Origin of the sequence: Mucilaginibacter daejeonensis (assembly GCF_020783335.1) — a bacterium.
In the GTDB taxonomy this organism is placed as follows: Bacteria; Bacteroidota; Bacteroidia; order Sphingobacteriales; family Sphingobacteriaceae; genus Mucilaginibacter; species Mucilaginibacter daejeonensis.
In genome coordinates this window covers 2,638,025-2,658,007 of the sequence record NZ_CP086068.1, presented here as the reverse complement: position 1 = coordinate 2,658,007, position 19,983 = coordinate 2,638,025, and the positions used below count along the sequence as shown (strand labels likewise).

Annotated in this window: 20 protein-coding genes; 3 read left to right on the top strand and 17 right to left on the bottom strand. The window is 50.3% G+C overall.

Annotated elements, in window-relative coordinates; translation table 11 throughout:
- Positions 1-12 precede the first annotated feature (12 nt).
- The 6 genes from LLH06_RS11230 to argB form a co-directional block, all read right to left on the bottom strand.
- Positions 13-753 carry a metallophosphoesterase family protein gene (locus LLH06_RS11230; protein WP_228169387.1) on the bottom strand — a complete coding sequence of 247 codons (741 nt, stop codon included), beginning with the start codon at positions 751-753 and terminating at the stop codon, positions 13-15.
- A 5-nt stretch (positions 754-758) separates the two neighbouring features.
- On the bottom strand, positions 759-1,496 hold the full coding sequence (locus tag LLH06_RS11225; RefSeq protein ID WP_228169386.1) for a nucleotidyltransferase: 738 nt from the start codon (positions 1,494-1,496) through the stop codon (positions 759-761).
- A 123-nt stretch (positions 1,497-1,619) separates the two neighbouring features.
- Positions 1,620-3,035 (bottom strand): DUF3943 domain-containing protein, encoded by a 1,416-nt coding sequence (locus LLH06_RS11220; RefSeq protein ID WP_228169385.1) that lies wholly within the window; start codon positions 3,033-3,035, stop codon positions 1,620-1,622.
- Positions 3,036-3,129: 94 nt separating this feature from the next.
- Complete coding sequence (locus LLH06_RS11215; RefSeq protein WP_228169384.1) at positions 3,130-4,506, bottom strand: aspartate kinase; 1,377 nt, start codon at positions 4,504-4,506, stop codon at positions 3,130-3,132.
- Between the two features lie 66 nt (positions 4,507-4,572).
- Positions 4,573-5,382, bottom strand: a complete 810-nt coding sequence (gene proC / locus LLH06_RS11210) for a pyrroline-5-carboxylate reductase (protein ID WP_228169383.1) — start codon at positions 5,380-5,382, stop codon at positions 4,573-4,575.
- A gap of 2 nt (positions 5,383-5,384) precedes the next feature.
- Positions 5,385-6,176 carry an acetylglutamate kinase gene (argB, locus tag LLH06_RS11205; RefSeq protein ID WP_228169382.1) on the bottom strand — a complete coding sequence of 264 codons (792 nt, stop codon included), beginning with the start codon at positions 6,174-6,176 and terminating at the stop codon, positions 5,385-5,387.
- A 119-nt stretch (positions 6,177-6,295) separates the two neighbouring features.
- Here argB and LLH06_RS11200 point away from each other — a divergent pair, with 119 nt between their 5' ends.
- Positions 6,296-7,597 carry an NAD(P)/FAD-dependent oxidoreductase gene (locus tag LLH06_RS11200; RefSeq protein ID WP_228169381.1) on the top strand — a complete coding sequence of 434 codons (1,302 nt, stop codon included), beginning with the start codon at positions 6,296-6,298 and terminating at the stop codon, positions 7,595-7,597.
- On the opposite strand, the gene LLH06_RS11195 is transcribed toward LLH06_RS11200, so the two are convergent.
- The 7 genes from LLH06_RS11195 to LLH06_RS11165 all read right to left on the bottom strand — a co-directional run bounded on the left by LLH06_RS11195 (position 7,598) and on the right by LLH06_RS11165 (position 13,767).
- Positions 7,598-8,212 (bottom strand): FMN-binding negative transcriptional regulator, encoded by a 615-nt coding sequence (locus LLH06_RS11195; protein WP_228169380.1) that lies wholly within the window; start codon positions 8,210-8,212, stop codon positions 7,598-7,600.
- Positions 8,212-9,159, bottom strand: coding sequence for an N-acetylornithine carbamoyltransferase (locus tag LLH06_RS11190; protein WP_228169379.1), 948 nt, complete (start codon positions 9,157-9,159; stop codon positions 8,212-8,214). The genes LLH06_RS11195 and LLH06_RS11190 overlap by 1 nt, the downstream gene beginning before the upstream one ends.
- 61 nt (positions 9,160-9,220) lie before the next feature.
- On the bottom strand, positions 9,221-10,363 hold the full coding sequence (locus LLH06_RS11185; RefSeq protein WP_228169378.1) for an aspartate aminotransferase family protein: 1,143 nt from the start codon (positions 10,361-10,363) through the stop codon (positions 9,221-9,223).
- 84 nt (positions 10,364-10,447) lie between these two features.
- Positions 10,448-11,431, bottom strand: a complete 984-nt coding sequence (gene argC, locus LLH06_RS11180) for an N-acetyl-gamma-glutamyl-phosphate reductase (protein ID WP_228169377.1) — start codon at positions 11,429-11,431, stop codon at positions 10,448-10,450.
- Position 11,432: 1 nt separating this feature from the next.
- The gene (locus LLH06_RS11175; RefSeq protein ID WP_228169376.1) at positions 11,433-11,897 is read right to left on the bottom strand and encodes a GNAT family N-acetyltransferase; all 465 of its coding nucleotides are present in this window, start codon (positions 11,895-11,897) and stop codon (positions 11,433-11,435) included.
- Between the two features lie 10 nt (positions 11,898-11,907).
- Entirely contained in the window at positions 11,908-13,095 is a 1,188-nt protein-coding gene (gene argG / locus LLH06_RS11170) for an argininosuccinate synthase (protein ID WP_228169375.1), read from the bottom strand.
- 24 nt (positions 13,096-13,119) lie between these two features.
- Positions 13,120-13,767, bottom strand: a complete 648-nt coding sequence (locus LLH06_RS11165) for a GNAT family N-acetyltransferase (RefSeq protein WP_228169374.1) — start codon at positions 13,765-13,767, stop codon at positions 13,120-13,122.
- 358 nt (positions 13,768-14,125) lie between these two features.
- On the opposite strand from LLH06_RS11165, the gene LLH06_RS11160 reads away from it, so the two are divergent.
- Positions 14,126-14,725 (top strand): Crp/Fnr family transcriptional regulator, encoded by a 600-nt coding sequence (locus LLH06_RS11160; RefSeq protein ID WP_228169373.1) that lies wholly within the window; start codon positions 14,126-14,128, stop codon positions 14,723-14,725.
- 65 nt (positions 14,726-14,790) lie between these two features.
- Positions 14,791-15,375, top strand: a complete 585-nt coding sequence (locus tag LLH06_RS11155; RefSeq protein WP_228169372.1) for a DinB family protein — start codon at positions 14,791-14,793, stop codon at positions 15,373-15,375.
- Here the strand turns inward: LLH06_RS11155 and LLH06_RS11150 are convergent.
- The 4 genes from LLH06_RS11150 to LLH06_RS11135 are packed head-to-tail and all read right to left on the bottom strand — an operon-like array spanning position 15,372 to position 19,979.
- Complete coding sequence (locus LLH06_RS11150) at positions 15,372-16,664, bottom strand: bile acid:sodium symporter family protein (RefSeq protein ID WP_228169371.1); 1,293 nt, start codon at positions 16,662-16,664, stop codon at positions 15,372-15,374. The two genes, LLH06_RS11155 and LLH06_RS11150, sit on opposite strands and share 4 nt — an antisense overlap.
- Before the next feature lie 6 nt (positions 16,665-16,670).
- Complete coding sequence (locus LLH06_RS11145) at positions 16,671-17,339, bottom strand: aspartate/glutamate racemase family protein (RefSeq protein ID WP_228169370.1); 669 nt, start codon at positions 17,337-17,339, stop codon at positions 16,671-16,673.
- A 7-nt stretch (positions 17,340-17,346) separates the two neighbouring features.
- Positions 17,347-18,738, bottom strand: coding sequence for a four-carbon acid sugar kinase family protein (locus LLH06_RS11140; protein ID WP_228169369.1), 1,392 nt, complete (start codon positions 18,736-18,738; stop codon positions 17,347-17,349).
- A complete protein-coding gene (locus LLH06_RS11135) occupies positions 18,735-19,979 on the bottom strand; it encodes a ribulose-bisphosphate carboxylase large subunit family protein (protein ID WP_228169368.1) in 1,245 nt (414 codons plus the stop codon). Before LLH06_RS11135 ends, LLH06_RS11140 begins: the two co-directional genes overlap by 4 nt.
- Positions 19,980-19,983 lie beyond the last annotated feature (4 nt).

Below are 19,983 nucleotides of genomic sequence, written 5' to 3'. Positions count from 1 at the left end.
TTCAGCCCCTTATCAAACCTCGAGCAAATAATACGGGCACTCATATCCGGCTTTGGTCAATACTTGTTTGGCAACATTGAATACCTTGACATTACTATTAGGGATCATTCCCTGCAAGGTGCCCGCATGGGCGTGTCCATGAAAGGCAGCGATCACGTTGTTGCGGATCAATGGTTCGGCCAATCGAGATGAGCCGAGAAAAGGAAATATTTCTTCCGGCTCGCCAACCACGGTCGCTTTGATAGGCGAGTAGTGTAATATCGCTATCTTTTTATCTACCGCAAATTCGCCATGAAGTTTGTTCAGAGCCCGTTCTAGGTGTAGGGCTTCATCGACCGCTTCCTGCACGTACGCTTTATTGGCATCCTCGCCGAACATGGTCAACAAGTAGCGATCAAAACCTCCGCCAAATCCTTTCACTCCTGCAAAGCCAACATCGCCTATTACGATGGACTCTCCATCTAATATATGCACATTGTGATTTTGTAAGGCCTGGCGTATCAGTTTGTGCCGGCCTTTTTCGTGGTCGTGGTTGCCCAGTACACAGATCACGGGTATGGTACAAGCACGCAATTCAGCTGCCAGCACGCGGGCTTCGTCCTCATCGCCGGTATCGGTCAGGTCACCGCAAATGAGCAGCACATCGGCCTTGCCCGAGACCTCACGAAAATAGTCGACCCACTTGCCTTGATCATTCTCTTTAACATGTATATCGCCCACAGCGGCTATGCGTGTCACTTTTCTCTCGTCCATGATATTTAAACGGTCTTTATAGTGTACGATTTGTAATCCCAGTCTTTGATGTCAACGCTATATTGAGTTTGATCGATCATCGGTCCGCGGCAAACCTTTTCGGAAGGAGAAGGCAGGTCGAATTGTTCCTGGGCGCGCCTGAGCAATTCATCGTACAGCCAGCGCGGAATGATCTGCTGATAATCGGCCGGGTAAACAAATTGGAAGATGACCAGCTGAGCCAGTAGCAATTGCCAATGCTGGTCTAAACGGAAAAGGAGATGTTTCCAGTCAAGGTCGGCGCCTACCTGAACCAACAGGTGATTGATGTCGGCACCATCGAAGCGTTCACGGTTCTGTACGTAGATCTTGGTCCAAACCATTTCCTCGGCCGATAGTAGTTTAACGTCGCGGTCAAAAAAGCTGGCATCCACCGCCCGGTCGAACCATGTATCGTCAACCTTGCAAATGTTGTTCACCGTATCAAAAATGATGTCGATGAAATACTTGCCTTTAAATACCTTGGCCAGCCACCGCGCATCAGTAAATTGTGTCTCATAGCCGCGCTCCGAAAAGTATTTGAGTATCCGCGGACAATCCGTCGAGCGGCAGTATACGTCCAAATCTTTAGTATCGCGATAGATGCCACTGTAATGAAAGATGGCGAACGCGCCACCCAATAGATATTCGATGCCGCTGTCGGCTAAATGGTCAAGCGCTTCCTGGTAAAAAGCGATAGCATCCTCGTCTTCGTTTATTCTCATAAGTAGGTTAACAGCTAAAGGGTCTGGACCGGAAGCGAAAGGGCTTTCGGTGATCATTACCTAAAGGTTAACAACCTAAAAACGGAGGTACTGTTTGACGCAAAGACACACATCTGCCACCATTTACAGATTCAGGCCATACCTTACCGTAGCTCTCAGGAAGGGATATTTGCGGTCAACATCGTTGAAGTTCTTATAGTTGTTCTCGAGCCTTAGATACCCTGGCTCCACCACTGCCGAAAAGCTTTTGTTGAATGCGAACCTGAACTCGCCGCTGAAGGTGTGAAGGATGTGACTACCCTGATTACCGTTGATGGTGGATAGCCAGCCACCACGGTACTCCACACTGGCGAACAACCGCTCAGCGAGGGCTATGCCACCACCGGCCACGAACGTAGCGCCGGTAGTATAATCATAGGTTCGCCCGTCATAGCCATAAGGGTCAGGCACGGCGCCAAGTAATACCGGGCCAGCGGCCAATAAGGTGTTCAGCTTAACCTTTTTGCTTACATCATAATTTGATATCAGGTTGATCTTAACGCTTTGGCCACCGTAAAAGAAGGATTGGTTACGCAGATAGTCATAGTTGGCCGATAGCACCGCCAAATGTTTAGCGCCTATTTTAGACGGGATCTCCCAACCGGCCAGTGAACCATAAACGTTCACAGCATTTACAGCCGAGCTGTCATCACGGCCCATCTCCACGTTGATATACATGTTACTGAATGGGGTGCGATAATTCTCGAACGGTGTACCGTAAAGTAATTTTACACGACCATACCATCCGAATTTACCGTTCTTTAACAACACCTGTCCGGGGTCTTCTATGCGGCGTACACCGAGGTCGAACTCGGCCCGTACGCGTGAGGAGTCGCGGTCGGCAGGGTTGTAGCTCACTTTACCCCATTTGCCATCGGTGATGCGTGTCAGTCCGTTCATGGGGTTGATAAGGAACCCGAACACCTCGGCAACCTGTCTTTTAAATCCCCGACTGCGCGGATTAACGATCTTGTTCGACAACCGGTGCGTCATCTCACCCAGTACGATGCCCCCAAAACTGGTGTTGATAAAGTCGTTAGGTGCGGGCGCTTGCGTTTCGGCGAAGGTCTCCCACAGGTAACTACCTACAACAGCTGCCGGTGCCGATTCCCAAAAGGTAAATCCATTAGAACGGAAAGAATTGTAGAACAAACTTCCATGAAAGGGGTGGCCGAACTGATTAGTTTGAAAAGGGTCATTATCGAAACGCCAGTTGCCCGGGTTGATGTTATGCTTGGTGGTCTTCCAGGTGATCTTGGCCCAATCGACCTGCACGATGTAGCGGTCAAATATCCACGGTGCCATTTCGGCTATACCGAACTCGAGAGCCGCCCGGCCAAATCGTTTAGGCGGCGGCGGTGCGTTCACCTTCAGTATCGAAGGTTTTGGCTTATTGATGTTGGTATCAGCAAGTGCACGCTGTGCATCGAACGGGGTTTGAGCTGATGCGAAATTTACAGTTAAAGCTAAAAAGAAAAAGCTGAGTAAGGGTATTTTCATGTTAACCCCACAACAGCTTTTTATAACAGATGTTTTGGCGCGATATTTACTTTGTACCGCACCAAAACACAGGCGAAATAAATTGGATCTTTAGTTAAGCCATCTCCTTGTTTAAGGCTATCACGGCGTTGTCAAAATCAGCACGATCAACCAGGAACTGGATGTTCACCTGCCTCAAAGCGAACCCCGCACTCTTGATGTTGATCCCTGCGCCTGCTAATGCGTTAGCGGCACGTGCCAACAGGCCCGGCTGGTCCATGTTGGTACTGATCAGGCACACCATGGCTGCTTTCTCTACTGTCACTTTTTCAAAATGTGCGCTCAGCTCTTCTACCAATGGCTGAGAGTGGTCCTTCTCCCAGATCACGATGGATATGCTGTTGGCGCTGGTGGCCTTGAAGTTATAACTCACGCCATGTTTGGCAAAGATCTGCATGATATGCAGGTCGGTACCTACGTTACCTACCATCAGCGGGTCATAGATGTCGATCATGGTCAGCTTATCGGTGCCAGTGATCACCTCTACCTTCTTTTCAGGCGACACATATTCGCGGGTGATTAGCGTGCCGGGGTGTTCGGGCTCAAAGGTGTTCTTGATACGCAGGTTGATGCTGTTGATCTCGAGCGGTTTTGAAGCCTTAGGGTGGATGGCCTCCATACCCACGTCGGCCAGCTGATCGGCCACATCATAATTGGTGAAACCTACCGGCGAGCAGTTGTTGATGCCCACCAATACCGGATCCGCCGAACACAAGTGATATTCCTTATGAATGATGGCTTCTTCAGGCTTTACTGCCACTGCGATCTTACTGAAGGTTACCTCAGAGTACCCGCGGTCAAATTCGCGCATGATACCCTCGGTGCCTTTGGTGTAACCGGTGGCTATGCAAATAGTGTCGGCAAAGTCAATGTCTTTGAACGCATGCTTGATTCGCTGATCGATCGTATAAGGCTCATGGTCATGAAAACCGCTCAGATCTACCAGCGTAGCATTGATGCCCATGTTCTGCAAAATGTTGGTGAACACAAAGGCCGAATGGGTCTCGCCGATCGAGGCCAGGATCTCACGTGCTGCCTGAAGGATGCCTTCGGTACTTACATAGCCCGAGGCCAGTATGCCTACCAGGTTATTTAAGAAGCCTTCAGCATGGCGAACGTGTTTTTCGATAAAGTGGTCGGCAACGGCCAGATCAAGGCCAAGTGGCTCATAGTGCTTGTTAAGCTGCTTGAGTTTGATAATCAGTTCTTCCAGCGCTTCCTGAAAGTCCTGGTGCTTGGCAATAAGGTGATATACGCCCGGTTCGCCGGTCTTTTTATTTTCAAGCAGTAGGTTGGTAACGCCCGAAAAGGCCGACACCACAAATATACGGTTGTACAGTTCCTGACCTGTACGGTTATACTGGATGATGTTCTTGATCACATCGCCCAAAGCACTCATGGATGTGCCACCTATCTTTTCTACAGTTAACATGGGTTGGGTAAGCTATTATTTTATTCGGTCCCGCTACCTCTCCTGTAGAGAGGGCGGGTGTTAATGTTATTCTTTGTTGTAAAGTTCGCCGGCTTTTTGTGCCGATAAACTGATGCCTTTGATCATGGCCGAGCTAAATCCGTGATGCTCCATCTCGTTCAATCCGGCTATGGTACAGCCCTTTGGCGAGGTCACCTTATCGATCTCGTGCTCAGGGTGCGACGATAGCTGTAACAGCAGGTCGGCAGCACCCTTGGCGGTCTGAGCGGCCATCTTTAGCGCATCATGAGCATGGAACCCGATCTCCGTTCCTCCTTGAGATGCCGCACGTATCGACCTTAAAAAGAAGGCGATACCGCAAGCGCAAAGCGCAGTGGCGGAGGTCATCAATTCTTCGTTGATCTGTACAGTGATCCCTACCGTATCGAACAGTGACTTTACCAACTCTATACTTTCACCCGACGCTTTATCGGTGCCAATGCAGGTCATGCTCTGACCAATAGCGATGGCTGTGTTAGGCATGGCTCGTACCACCTGTACATCCAGTTCCAGTTGTTTACGGATGTCCTCGCAGCTCACGCCCGATACCACCGAGATGAATAGGTGCTTATCCGGGTCGACCGCGGGTTTGATCTCGTTCAGTAACTTGTTTAGTTGTTGCGGAAGTATGGCCAGCACAATGATGTCGGCTTCGCTTACCGCTTTCGCATTATCGGTAGTGGTCACCAGACCGGCGTTCGCCTGTTCGGCCAGGGCACTGATGTTGCGGCGCGTCAGGATGATATGGTCTGGCTTAAATTTGCCGGCCTTGATCAGTCCTTTGGCGAGCGAAAGGCCAATGTTGCCGCTGCCTAAAATGGCTATCTTGTTACTCATGATCAGTTACTTAATCGTGTTCCAAAAGGTTCATTACTTTGAAGTTTGCCCAGCTCGTCAGACTTGCCTATCACTACGGCCTTTACACCGCATGCTATGGCCGTAAAGGCATTATCAAGCTTAGGCAGCATACCGCTATGGATGATCTGTTCTTTCTTTAGCTCCTCATAGCGCACAGGGTCAATGTCTTGGATCAGCGAGTCCTCGTCGTTGATATCTTTCAATACACCCTTTTTCTCAAAGCAATAGATAAGGGTGGTATCATAAAGTTCGCTAAGGGCCACTGCCACTGCCGAAGCAATGGTATCTGCATTGGTATTGAGCATCTGACCATCACCATCATGCGTTAAGGCGCAAAAAACAGGGGTGAAGCCGGCCTCCATCAGATCACTGATGTTCTGGGCATTCACTGAATCGTCGGTAAGGTCGCCCACAAAGCCATAATCGATCGTTTTTACCGGCCGTTTTACTGCTTTAATGAAGTTACCGTCGGCACCGGTGAGGCCAATGGCATTGGTGCCAAAGCGTTGCAACTGCGCAACGATGTTCTTATTGATGAGCCCGGCATACACCATGGTGACCACCCGCAGCGTTTCGATGTCGGTAATGCGGCGGCCGTCCACCAGTTTAGCCTCGATGCCTAATTGCTCTGATATTTGGGTGGCGATCTTGCCGCCACCGTGTATCAGGATCTTATGACCATCCAAAGCCTCGAAGTCTTTTAAAAAATGGTAGAGATTCTCAGAATTATCGATGACATTACCACCGATCTTTATAACGTGCAGAGGTTTCATGTGTGGGTGCTAAAAATAGCACTTTTGACCAGAAATATCTACTGTTTTTATCGTCTTTCAAACATAAGTTGGCAAGGTAGGTTGTAACAGTTGTAAAATTGACCCGATAAATGGCTGAAATGTATTTAGGCAAAAACGCCGCGAAACCCCGCGTGGTGATCATTGGCGGTGGCTTTGGTGGTGTTAACTTAGGACGAAAACTCAAGAACGCGGACGTTGATGTGGTGATGCTGGACAAGCACAACTACCATACTTTTCAGCCTTTATTGTACCAGGTAGCCATTGGAGCCATTGAGAGCGATGCCGTAGGCTTTCCTATCCGTCGCATCTTTACCCACCAAAAGAACTTCAGCTTCCATATGGCCGAGGTGCAAAAGATCGACCCCGTTAGCAACACGGTGACCACCACCTTAGGCGCTGTGCATTACGACTATCTGGTGATCGCCACGGGGGCTAACAGTAACTTTTTTGGGAACAAGGAAATAGAGCATTACACCTTGCCCATGAAGAATTTGCCTGAGGCGCTGAACATCCGTAGCCTGATCCTGCAAAATTTGGAAAAGGCCGCCGTGACCACTGACCTGGCCGAACGTGATGCCTTACTTACTTTTGTGGTGGTAGGCGGCGGACCGACAGGCGTGGAGTTATCGGGTGCTTTGGCGGAGGTACAGCGCAACATGCTATGTAAGGATTACCCGGATCTGCACCCCGAGCACATGAAGGTTTACCTGGCCGAGGGAAAGCCGAAGCTGATCGCATCCATGTCTGAACAAGCCTCGACAAAGGCTAAGGAGTTCCTGATCGATATGGGGGTGACCATTTACAATGATGTACATGTGACCAGCTACAATGGCGATATCTTGAAGATCGACAACGGAGTGGAGATCAAAACGCGCAATGTATTTTGGGCAGCAGGGGTAAAGGGCGAAGTACCGGAGGGCATACCTCAAGAAGTGATCTTACGCGGCGCCCGCATCGAGACCAACGAGATCAGCCAGGTGAAAGGCTTCACCAATATATTTGCAATAGGTGATGTGGCGGCCATGATCACGGCTGATTCTCCGCAAGGTCATCCGGGGGTGGCGCCAGTGGCCATACAGCAAGGCGCTCATTTGGCCAAGAACATCGTCAGGTTGATACGTAATGAACCCACAGAGCCCTTCAAATATCATGATAAGGGTTCGATGGCTACCATTGGCCGTAACCGCGCCGTTGCCGACCTTGGCAAGATACGTTTTCAGGGTACCTTTGCCTGGTTCGTTTGGCTGTTCGTTCACATCCTGTCGTTGGCAGGGTTCAGCAATAAGTTAGTGGTATTTAGTAACTGGCTGATCAACTATTTTACGAAGAATACGGATAACAGGCTCATCGTTCATTACTTTAACACCGAGACCATGACCACTGAGCCCATGGCCAAGTGATCATTTCTTAAACTCGGCCTGCATGTAACGGGCTATCTCTTGTTCGTTAGCATCATGGCTGTTGCTCAATGCGTTGATCACGTTTTGGCGGTCAACATCAGTACGATTCTGGCTTAACTTCTTTTTGCCTTGCAGATCGGTGACCGTAATGTCGAACACGGTGATGCCTTTCACTAACTTAAGCTTGTAGTCCATGGGCAGGCTAGCCCATTGATTCACATAATCAGCATCATACGAGGTGATCATTTCCTCCAGCGAAGCCAATTGCAGCTCCTCATCCGTAACAATGGTTGCGGTGCCGTAAGCATGTATAGCGATATAGTTCCACGTTGGAACGTTCAGCTCCTTTTCGTAATGCTTGGGTGCGATGTAGGCATGCGGCTCGCTAAAGATCACCAACGATGTTCCTTCCAATAAGCTGCCGGATTGTGGGTTGGGCTTGGCCAAATGTGATGACAGTATCACTTCATCACCATCTTGTTTGATCACAAAGGGCAGGTGAGTAGCTTCCGGTATACCGTTAGCACTATTGATCAATGTGGCGAAGCTATAGCGTTGCATAAAGGCCACGGCTTCGCTCACATCGGTCAGTTCGAAATTTTTGGGTGTGTACATTACAGGCTTTCCAGCAACTGTTTCAACACCGCCTGAGCGGCCCACACACGGTTACCAGCCTCGTGTATCACTACTGAGTTAGGCCCGTCCAGTATCTCGTCACTTAGTTCAAGGTTGCGGCGCACCGGAAGGCAGTGCATCACTTTGGCATCGTTGCTGATCTTTAGCTTATTGTTGGTCAGCATCCAATCGGGGTGTTGAGCAGGCAAAGCACCGTAAGGCTCATAGGCCGACCAGTTCTTCACATATACGAAATCAGCTCCGGCCAAGGCCTCATCCTGGTCGTGGGTGATCGTAGCGCCTTGGGTAAAGTCTTCGCTCAATGCGTAACCTTCCGGGTGCGTGATCACAAAATCAACATCAGATTTGCACATCCACTCGGCAAATGAATTTGGTACCGCTTGTGGCAGCGGCTTGATATGAGGCGCCCAGGTAAGTACTACTTTAGGGCGTTCTTTGGTCTTCAGTTCGGTGATGGTGATAAGATCGGCCAAGCTTTGCAACGGATGGCGCGTAGCTGATTCTAAACTCACGATAGGCACACCGCAATACTCAACAAATTTGTTGAACACCTTCTCGCTGTAATCCTCATCACGGTCTTTCAGGCCCGGGAACGAGCGTACGCCAATGATATCGACATACTGACCCAGCACGGCCGCAGCTTCGCGCACGTGTTCAACAGTGGTGCCGTTCATCACCGCACCGTCTTGCAGTTCCAATGCCCAACCTTCTTTATCAATGTTGAGCACCATTACGTTCATGCCTAAGTTCAATGCGGCTTTTTGTGTGCTCATGCGTGTACGCAAGCTCGGGTTCAAGAAAACCAGACCGATGGTCTTGTTTTTACCTAATTCCTGGTGAGCGTAGGGTGCCTGCTTCAATTGCAGGGCTTCGGCCACTAAAGCGTTGATATCGGTAACGTCGTGTACAGAGGTGAACTGTTTCATGAGTGTGTTATAGCAGCCCTGCACCAAAAAGGGTGCAGGGTAATGGTGATGGTTCTGTTAACTATGCTTCTACCTGGGCAGGTTTCAATACCTCGGTAAATGCCTGCAAAAATCTGTCGGCATGTGCCTTGGTCAGATTCAGGGCAGGTAGCAACCTTACTACATTAGGCTTGGCTTCGCCGGTGAAGATGCGGTGTTTATACAGCAGGTCCTTACGCACGTGCGCTAATTCTTCGGGGAGTTCGATACCGATCATCAGTCCGCGGCCACGTACCTCCTTTACCTGTTTGAACTTCTTCAGTTCATCGATCAGGTATTGGCCTACCTCAGCAGCATTCTGCATTAGGTCATTATTCTCGATCTCTTCCAGCACGGCCAAAGCAGCAGCACACGCTAAATGGTTCCCGCCAAAGGTGGTTCCCAGCATACCGTATGATGGTTTGATCTTAGGGGAAATGATAATGCCACCGATCGGGAAACCGTTACCCATGCCTTTGGCCATGCTGTAGATATCGGCATCTACGCCGGCAAAGTCATGAGAAAAGAATTCGCCCGTACGGCCATAACCGCACTGAACCGAATCGGCAATGTATACGGCATTGTACTGATCGCACAGCTCGCGGATCTTTTTCAGGAAGCTTGCAGTGGCAACCTGAATACCGCCTACGCCTTGTATACCTTCAATGATCACTGATGATACCTCGTTCTCGGCAAAGGCCTGCTCCAAAGCAGCTTCATCGCACCATGGTAGAAAGATCACATTGTCGGTCTCGTTCACCGGTGCAATGATCTTTGGATTGTCGGTAGCCGATACTGCCAGCGACGTACGACCATGGAACGCCTTACGGAAAGCGATCACCTTCTTTTTACCATTATGGAACGATGCCAGTTTCAGCGCGTTCTCATTGGCCTCAGCACCTGAGTTACACAGGAACAGTTGATAATCGGTCTTGCCTGATACCTTACCTAACTTCTCGGCCAGCTCCTTCTGTAATGGTATCTCGATCGAGTTCGAGTAGAAACCGATCTGGTGTAATTGGTCCTCCAAACGCTTCACGTAATGCGGATTGGTGTGACCGATCGATATAACGGCATGACCGCCATACAGATCCAAATATTCAGTTCCGTTGTCATCATAAACCAAACTTCCTACGCCTTTGGTGATGTTGATCGGGTTGATAGGATAAACGTCGAATAGATTCATTTTAAACCCCTCCAAGCCTCCCCAACGGGGAGGAGATGTTTTAAAGTGTGATAATATCAAAGATGCTCCTGCGGAGTTCTTCTATTAAAAAGCTGCGGCTTTCAATTTAAGACCAGTGGTCTCGTCTAGGCCAAACAGCAGGTTCATGTTTTGTACGGCTTGCCCCGATGCACCTTTAAGTAAGTTATCCATGATGCTGATAATAAATAACTTATTGCCTTTCTTTTGAACTTGGATGAAGCATTTGTTCGTGTTCACAATCTGCTTCAGGTCAATGTTACGGGTGGTAACATGGGTGAACGGGTGGCCGGCATAATATTCGGTGTATAACTTCACCGCATCCTCGGCGGTTAGGTCGCTGTCAAGGTACATCGAGGCGATGATGCCTCGGGTAAAGTCGCCTCGGTACGGGATGAAGTTAACGGTTTGGTCAAAACCAGTCTGCAATTGCTTTAACGACTGGCCGATCTCGTTCAAATGCTGGTGGTCAAAAGCCTTGTACACCGACAAGTTATCATTGCGCCAGGTAAAGTGCGAGGTGGCCGATAAGCTTTGCCCGGCACCTGTAGAACCTGTGGTGGCGGTGATATGCACCTCACTAGTCAGGTTATTACTTGCCGCTAATGGCAAAAGACCTAACTGCAAACAGGTAGCAAAACAACCCGGATTGGCGATATTGTCAGCTTGCTTGATCGCATCGCGGTTCAATTCGGGCAGGCCATATACAAAGCTGCGGCCATCGATGGTCGCGCGGTCCTTTAACCTAAAGTCCTGGCTTAGGTCAATGATTTTGACCGTAGCGGGGAAGGGGTTAGCCTCCAGGAACTTGCGTGCATCGCCATGTCCCACGCACAGGAATAACACATCCACATGATGTGATAGCTCGCCGGTGAACTTCAGCTCAGTATCACCGAACAGGTCGGTATGTACCTCATACAAAAAATTGCCGGCGTTGCTGTTGCTGTGTACAAAAGCGATGTCCACCTGCGAGTGGTTAACCAGGATGCGTAGTAGCTCGCCACCGGTGTAACCGGCTCCGCCAATGATGCCTGCTTTTATATTGGCCATATCAAATGCTTATTTTAAAAAGTAAAAAATCGTCCGTCGATATCTGTTGCTCAAAGCCGATAGCCCTGTACAAACGCTGAGCGGTGTGATTATGCTTCTGGGTCTCCAATTGAACGAACGTCGCGCCTGTCTCCTTGCCGTAGGCCATCGCCGTGCGGATCAGCTCTTCGCCGATACCTTTTTGGCGGTGATCTTCCTGCACAAAGAGGTCGTTCAGGATCCAATTCTTGGTGAGCCGTGCCGAAGAGTATTTGGGATACAACTGGGTGAAACCTACTGGTGTATCGTTCTCATTCGACGCCATAAAAATGACCGACTCGTTATGGTTCAAACGATCTTTAAGGAATGAGGTGGACGCTTCCACATCCGAACGTTGCTCATAGAAGACCCGGTACTGATCGAATAGGTCAGCTACCAGGTCTATCTCGTCAACGTTTATCCTTTTGATCGTCATCTTGGTGGTCAAATGCTCGGTATTATCCGTTCACTTTGTGGTAGATCATCACCTGGTTACCAAATATCTTCGAGAAACCTTTAACGTCCTCGCCACTCCAGGCGTTATTCATCTCGCCGTAGCTACCGAACTTGTTCGACATCAGGTCATGATCTGACTCGATACCGGTCACCTGGAAACGATATGGGTTCAGCTCCACGAACACTTTACCGCTCACGTTCTTTTGCGTGTCATCCAAGAACGCTTCGATGTTGCGCATGATCGGGTCATGGAACTGACCTTCATGTAACCAGTTGCCATAGAACGACGACAATTGGTCTTTCCATGAAAGTTGCCATTTGGTCAATACGTGTTTTTCTAAAGTATGGTGTGCCTTGATGATCACGATAGGGGCAGCGGCTTCAAAACCCACACGGCCTTTGATACCGATAATGGTATCACCTACGTGAATGTCGCGCCCAATGCCGTATGGCTGTGCAATAGCTTGTAAAGCTTGTATAGCCTTTGCCGGGTGATCGTATGAGGTTCCGTCAACCGCCACCAGCTCACCTTTATCGAATACCAATTCAACATGCTTGGTATCGGTAGAAGTTACTGGGGTAGGCCATGCATCCTCAGGCAGGCCCTGGTGCGAGGTCAAGGTCTCTTTACCACCTACCGATGTGCCCCAGATGCCTTTGTTGATCGAGTATTTGGCCTTCTCGAAGTTCATCTCCACGCCATGGTCCTTCAGGTATTTGATCTCTTCCTCGCGGCTTAATTTAAGGTCGCGGATAGGGGTCAGGATCTGCACGTTCGGGATCAGGATATTGAAGATCATATCGAAACGCACCTGATCGTTACCGGCACCTGTGCTGCCGTGGGCAACGTACTCGGCACCGATCTCATTAGCGTAATTGGCTATAGCAGTGGCCTGGCTAACGCGCTCAGCACTTACCGATAGCGGGTAAGTATTGTTCTTTAACACGTTACCATATATCAGGTACCTCACGCAGGTGTTGTAGAAGTTCTCGGTCTCGTCAACAACGTGGTGCGAGGTAACGCCCATTTTGTAAGCGCGCTCTTCCACCTGTGCCAGCTCTTCATCGCTAAAGCCGCCGGTGTTCACGATCACTGAATGCACTTCCAGGCCAAGGTCCTGTGTCAAGTAGATGCAGCAGAATGAGGTATCCAAACCGCCGCTGTAGGCTAAAACTACTTTTTTCTTCATTATATGATGATATATGGTGTGGTATTAAAAATTAATGGTCTTGACGCTTTTCCGGATCGCGTTCTCGATACGCTCCAGCAAGGTGGCCTTGTGAGTGATCTTCTTCATCTTCTCCTCCTGCTGGCGCATCTTATCCTCAGGATCCCAAAGCATGGCTGTACACATACAGTTCTTGCGTTCTTTGGCGGTAAGGATATCGTAATTGACGCAGCTGCGGCATCCCTTCCAAAAGTCCTCGTCCTGGGTCAGCTCTGAGTAAGTAACCGGTTCATAACCCAGCTCCGAGTTGATCTTCATCACGGCCAGGCCGGTTGTAAGACCAAATATCTTGGCATTGGGATATTTTTTGCGCGACAAAGCGAATACTGCCTGCTTGATCGCTTTGGCCAGGCCCACTTTACGGAAATTAGGGTTAACGATCAGGCCCGAGTTGGCCACAAAGTCACCATGGCTCCACGTCTCGATGTATACGAAACCGGCCCAGGTGCCGTCTTTATGTAAAGCGATGATCGCTTTGCCTTCAAGCATTTTATTGGCTACGTATTCAGGAGAGCGTTGAGCTATACCGGTGCCCCGAGCTTTGGCCGACGATGCCATCTCATCACAGATCTGTGGGGCATAGTCAACGTGTTGTTCGTTGGCTACTATTATGTTAAAATCTTCTAAGGTCATGGATCAAAAAACCAGCACTTATTGTTAAAAGATCGGCCTAAGGGCCTATGTATTAAAGGATATTGAGTAAAAGAAGTTTAAATAAACTTCAGTTCGGGTCGTAGTTGTGGCGCAAAGCCGGTTCAAACCCTGGGAATAAATAATCGTCGTCGTGACGGCATGATCACTATAACAGCAGCGGTCAAAGCAGTGGCGAACCGGGCAGTGTTAACTGCGGGTATATGCCTGTATATGCTTTGGATGTTCATTGACCAGTGTGATATTATCGTTTTTAAATTTTGTGCAAATTATTCAAATAAAATTTACTTATGCAAGTAAAAAAAGTTATCATTTTGTAAATATTCGCTCAGTTTTGAACATGCAAGTTTCTGATGCAGACATACCCCTTCTTCGCCGCACTTTTAACAGCATCTGTCAGTTCGATGAAACTGCGTTCAATGAGATACTTAATCATTGGACGACAGTTAGTTACAAGCGTAAGGTGACGTTGACCCGAACCGGTGAAACGGAGCGCTACTTGTATATCACCGTGCAAGGTGTTCAACGTGGTTTTTGTATCTATGGTGATAAGGAAGCCACTATGGTCTTTTTTTATCCGGTATCGTTTGCCGGTGTGGCCGATAGTTTCTTGCTGCAACGCCCGTCGGGAATGGACATTGAGACGCTTACCGACAGTCGTTTGCTGCGGATCACCTACCATGATCTGATGGCCGTGGCCGCTAAGTACCCATCGGTGGAGAAATGGTTGCGGGTGATGTTGAGCCATGCGTTGGCAGGTGCGCTCGAACGGCAAAAGGAGCTGACCGTGTACTCGGCCGCCGATAAGCTTGCCGCTTTGTTCCAGCGCAGTGCGCATATCTTCAACCTGATCCCGCACAAATACCTGGCGTCATACATCGGAGTAGAGCCGGCTACCTTCAGTAAACTCTACGCCAAACTGCGGTCGACCCAAAAATGATGATCTGGATCAACAATTTTTGATCAGCGTTGCCTCATCTTTGCCCTGAACAAAACCTGAACCAGATGGCCACTTTTAATTCCAAACAACTACTCGATACCCTGCAACATGACCTCGCCAATATAATAGCTGAGGCGCAAGCACTGCACGGCCAAATGCATTTATTCAACAAGGTGCCCGCGCCAAGTAAGTGGACCATAGCGCAGGTGCTTGAACACCTTAATACCTATCATGATCATTACCTACCTGAGATGGAGAAACGCATGGCTGAGTGTACCAATACACTCGTGTCACTAACCTTTACCACAGGTATCTTGGGTGGATACTTGACACATATGATGCAGCCAGATGCCAAAGGTACGATCACCAAAAAGGCCAAGGCGCTTAAAAAACACATACCGCCTGTAGAGTTGAATGCGAATGATGTTTGGCAGCGATTTATGGCAGGGCAAGAGCACTTTTTACAATTGCTTAGGAAGGCCGATCAGTATGACCTGAACCAAGTTCGTATCAGCACCAGCATAAGCAGCTTGATACGGCTAAAATTGGGCGACATATTACGTGTACTGGTCGTTCATCAGCAACGGCACTTCATCCAGATCGAAGAGGCTTTGGCAGTGGTCAAGGGAGAAAAGCAGGTGAACGCTTAGTGCTGCGGCTGCTCGGTTTTAGGTTGGCCCGAGGGACGTTTGCGCCAGTAGTTGGCCAGTATAGAACCCGAGATATTCATCCAGGGACTGAACACTGCCGCGGCTAAACCTACAGTAGCCAGTTTGCCCATGGTACCGGCGAGCCCCGAGGCCATGCCACCGTTTTGCAAGCCCACTTCAAACGCCACCGTACGGGCCGAATCCTTATCGAGCCCGAAGATGCGGCTCAACCAGTAGCCAAAAAAGTAACCGGCGCCGTTATGGATCACTGAGGCCATGAACAGCAGTATCCCTACATTCAACAAGTTATCGCGGCCTGCGGCGGTGGTCACCGCCGTGAAGTACACAATACCGAACATAGATAGGTAGGGAATGTAACGGTCTATCTGAGGTTTAGTGCTATACAACTGATGATATGCGGTCCCCACTACAAAAGCAGCTACCAGGAACGCGAACACCTCGGCCGATAGCAGACCAGCTTCTGAAAAGTGAAATTCATAAAAACGATACAAGCCGAAAGGTAGGGCAAGCAGGTAAACCAAACAAACACCCGCCGCCATGTAAACCGATCTTTTTTGTGCGCCGGTAGCATGCTTCAGAAAGTCGTGCAACAGCGCGGCTCCAATGGGTACCAGCACGATCTTGATGATCTCCATCATCATGTTGACGAATTTGATCTGGATCAGCGTGCCGGCCAATAGCTTCATCAACACAGGTGTAAGGAAAGGAGCTGCCAGCGTGGCCATGGCCGTAACGGTTACCGACAGTACCAGGTTAGCCCGTGCTAAATATACCATCACGTTGGAGGCCAGCCCGCTGGAGCATGACCCGATCAAAATGATACCGGCAGCTATCTCTGGCTCGAAATGGAAGATGCGGGTGAGCAGGAAGCCCATAAGCGGCATCACGCTGAAGTGACACGCCAGGCCGATCAGCACTCCCTTGCCGGTACTGCCCAGCCCGGTGAAGTCCTTGATGCTCATTTGGATGCCCATACCGAACATTACAATTTGCACCACGATGAGGATCAGCCATTTGTTCCGCAGGTCAAAGCTTCCCCATTTAAGGAACGCACCCGGAAAGATCATAGCGGCCACCACGGCAGCGATGATCCAGGCGGTATACTGGTAATTTTGCAGAGATGGTACGGAACCGATACCAATGGCACCGGCTACTGCCAATACCACACCGGCAGGCTGCCAAAAGGCGGACTGCGTGGTAAGCAGGCCCCATACCAATACCAGCAATGCTATGCCGCTTATCACGAGGAAGACCTTGCGCAACTGCATGACGGTTTACTGGTTAAAGTAAGTATCGGCCAGGTACTTGATCGCATTTGGCGGGCTGGCCACGATAGGTACCGTACGGTCGCTTTCATCTAAACCGGCCACCACACGCGCCATAGAGGCTTGGGCAAGCAGGATCACATCTACCTGGGTGGCTAACTCGCGCAAGGCCTCGGTCACGATCCTATCATGAGTAGCCGCATCGCCGCTCATCAGGGCCTCAAAGGCACCGTCGCACAATTTAGATACCAGCTCGATCGGTTTACCGGCCGCTTCGGCACGACGTTTTACCAGGTCACTGGTGGGCTCCAACGTGGTGGATAGGGTAGCGATCACGCCGATACGCTGACCTTCTTGCACGGCCAGATCGGCCATAGGTTGATCAACACGCAATACCGGTACACCGACTTTGGCGGCCGCAGCTTCCACGGCAGGACCTAACGATGAGCAGGTGACCAAAATGTAGTTGGCACCTGAGTCTTCGGCCGAGGCCACATAATCGGCCACTCGTTTGGCGATCGAAGGGGTGAGCGAGCCGCGAGAGCGGATATTCTTCACCAGGCTGTCATCCACGATGTTAAAGGTGGCCACGCCGGGCAAATATTCCTGGCAAAGCTGTTGAAACACTGGTATCAGCGTATGCGAGGTATGTATCAATCCTAATGTCTTTTGTTCCATGGTTATATTATTTACCGTTCAATACTGTTAAAAAATAATTCTCGTCGCCCACTTGGCCGCCTTTGATGTTCACTTCCAGACCGTTGATGGGCTTGCCCGGCGCGTGCGCCTTGCATAAAGGCGCACCCGGCGATACGGCCGCGATCATTTCCACCGCCTCGATACCGAGCGCACGTGCAGCAAAACTTGATGTGTCGCCACCCGCTATCACCAAGCGTTTCAGGTCGGTTCGTTCGATCACACCTTGGGCTAGAAGGCCCAATGCAGTGCCAAATACCGCTGCTGTACTGCTGCGGATCTGTTGCTCGGTCATGCCTTGCGCCACAAAGGCCCGGTGTGAAAGCGCTACGCGCGTGTCATCATTACCTACACTGGTGTGAACGAGCACGCTTTGGCCATTACTGATGTGATCGGCAGCCTCAGCGATATAGGATGCCAAAACTTCATCCATATTAGCACCCTCGGCTAAGGCTGTGGTATCAACAGCGATACCGATGAAGCCGTTATGTAAAGCCTTTTCGATCTGCCGGGAGGTGACTGGTGAGCAACTGCCCGATACGACGAGTAGTTTATCAGTGCTTTGTACATCAGGCCAGGTCGGAGCTTGAGACAGCTTGCCTGAGGTCCTCCAATGACCGCCAAGTGCCATGTCCACACCTGATGAGCCCACTGAAAAAAGAGGCTTTGACGAACTTGCATGCGCGTCGATCAGTTCGCCTACACGTTGCAGATCGTTATCGTCCACACCGTCAAAAAATATGACCTCATTACCTTCACCGATCAGCTGCTGTAAAGTGGCTGCGGCTTCAGTATCGGGCTGGTGCAGTTGCAGGATGTCCAGAAGGCCGATCTTCTTGTCCGTTTGTTCGCTTAGGTGCAGGCGCAGGTCACTTTCGTGAGCCGGAGTAGTTGGATGTTTGCTCATAGAAGGATGCCTGTCAAGGCGATACACCTGTCCCTGGCTGCCTATGCCCATACGAGCGAACAGATTCCCAAAAAAGCTGAACCTACCTAAGGCTGGTGCAGCCACCAGCACGGGCACGAAAGGCCCTTGAAAGACCTCGGCACCGACATCTATGGCACGACCGATACTGCCTATGGCAGGCGATGAATCGAACGTGGAGCAGACCTTGTAATGCACTTGCGGTGCGCCCAGCGCCTTCAAAGCTTCAAAAGCAGGACGCAGGGTAGCTTCCATTTCATCAGGTGGCATCGACCGGGTGAGGCCTGCTACGCCGATGGCTTGCAGCCCGGTGTATTTACTCAATTGCTGAGGTGTGGGTGGCTCAATGAACAACACCGTTCGGATACCGGCACGACTCAAAAATTCGAGCGCGTCGGTGGAGCCGGTGAGGTCGTCGCCGTAATAGGCCAGCAGCAGGTCAGGGGTTATGCTCATGAATTACCGAACTTTTTCACCGAATTAGCGAATTCAGGATACTTTTCCGCTGCTTGTTCAAGCAATAGCCCGTCCACCGCGCCTTGCCAGGCCTGGTGCAGCGCTACAACGCCTCCGGTAGGCCCATCGGGGTGCGCCATGATGCCACCGCCTGCCATGTATAACAGGTCGATGGTCTGCGTGCGGCGATAGGTCTCGAACGCCTGGCCACCCCACTGGCCTGAGGAAACAACCGGTAACACGGTGGTGCCATTGGCCAAAGGTTTAAGGCAAGCCTCGATCGAGCGAACGACCGAATCGTCGCTTTCCCAGAACTTATTTTTGATGCCGTTCACGTGGATCTGGTCCACACCGGCTAAACGCCATAGCTTTTGATAAGCCGGGAACTCGATCCCCAGCAGCGGGTGACGGTTCATCATACCCCAGCCATTGCGGTGACCATGTATGGCGAGCGCGCCCTGATCACATATCTTTTTAGCCCCCGACAGGCCCACGCTGTTCAAGCTCACCATGGCACAGGTACCACCTGCCTTCACGATGTATTCGTAGCGGCGCAGCATGCTGTCCACCTCGTCGCTCAGGTTAAAGGCGTACATTACCTTCTTGCCCGTACGGTCGGCGTGGTCATTGATCACGCGCATGATGGCGTCCACACGATCCTCAAAGCTGGAATTTGCGGCTGCCGACATCAGCTCATCATCCTTCACAAAGTCGATACCGGCTTCAGCTAAGGTCTTCACCAATTCGGCCGTGGTCTCCGGCGACATGCCGATGCTCGGTTTGATAATGGTCCCGATCAGCGGACGACCTTCCACGCCGGTCAGTTTACGGCAACCTTCAATGCCGAACTCAGGGCCTTTGTAGTGCTGAGTATAGCTGTCAGGAATTTCGATATCCATCAACTTTAAGCCGGTAAATTGGGTCAATTCGTACAGGTTTCCCTGTAAAGTAGATACCAGCACCGGCAGGTTGTAACCAAAGTTCTCTACCGACCATGACACTTCGATGTTGGCCCGATGATAACCGCCTTCTTTAGCCACAGCGCCCGGCATGGCCGGTTCATTCACCGACTCAAGGTGCTCGATCTTTTCCACTCGTGCTGCAAAGCGGGCCTTCAATTCTTCCGTTTCACCTGGAACTGCCACGAACGTACCGCTCGATTGCTCGCCGGCCAGTACCTGTGCAGCCTTTTCCAGCGGGTAGGGGGTCTCGATGTAATATTTACCTGTTATCCTTTCCATAAGT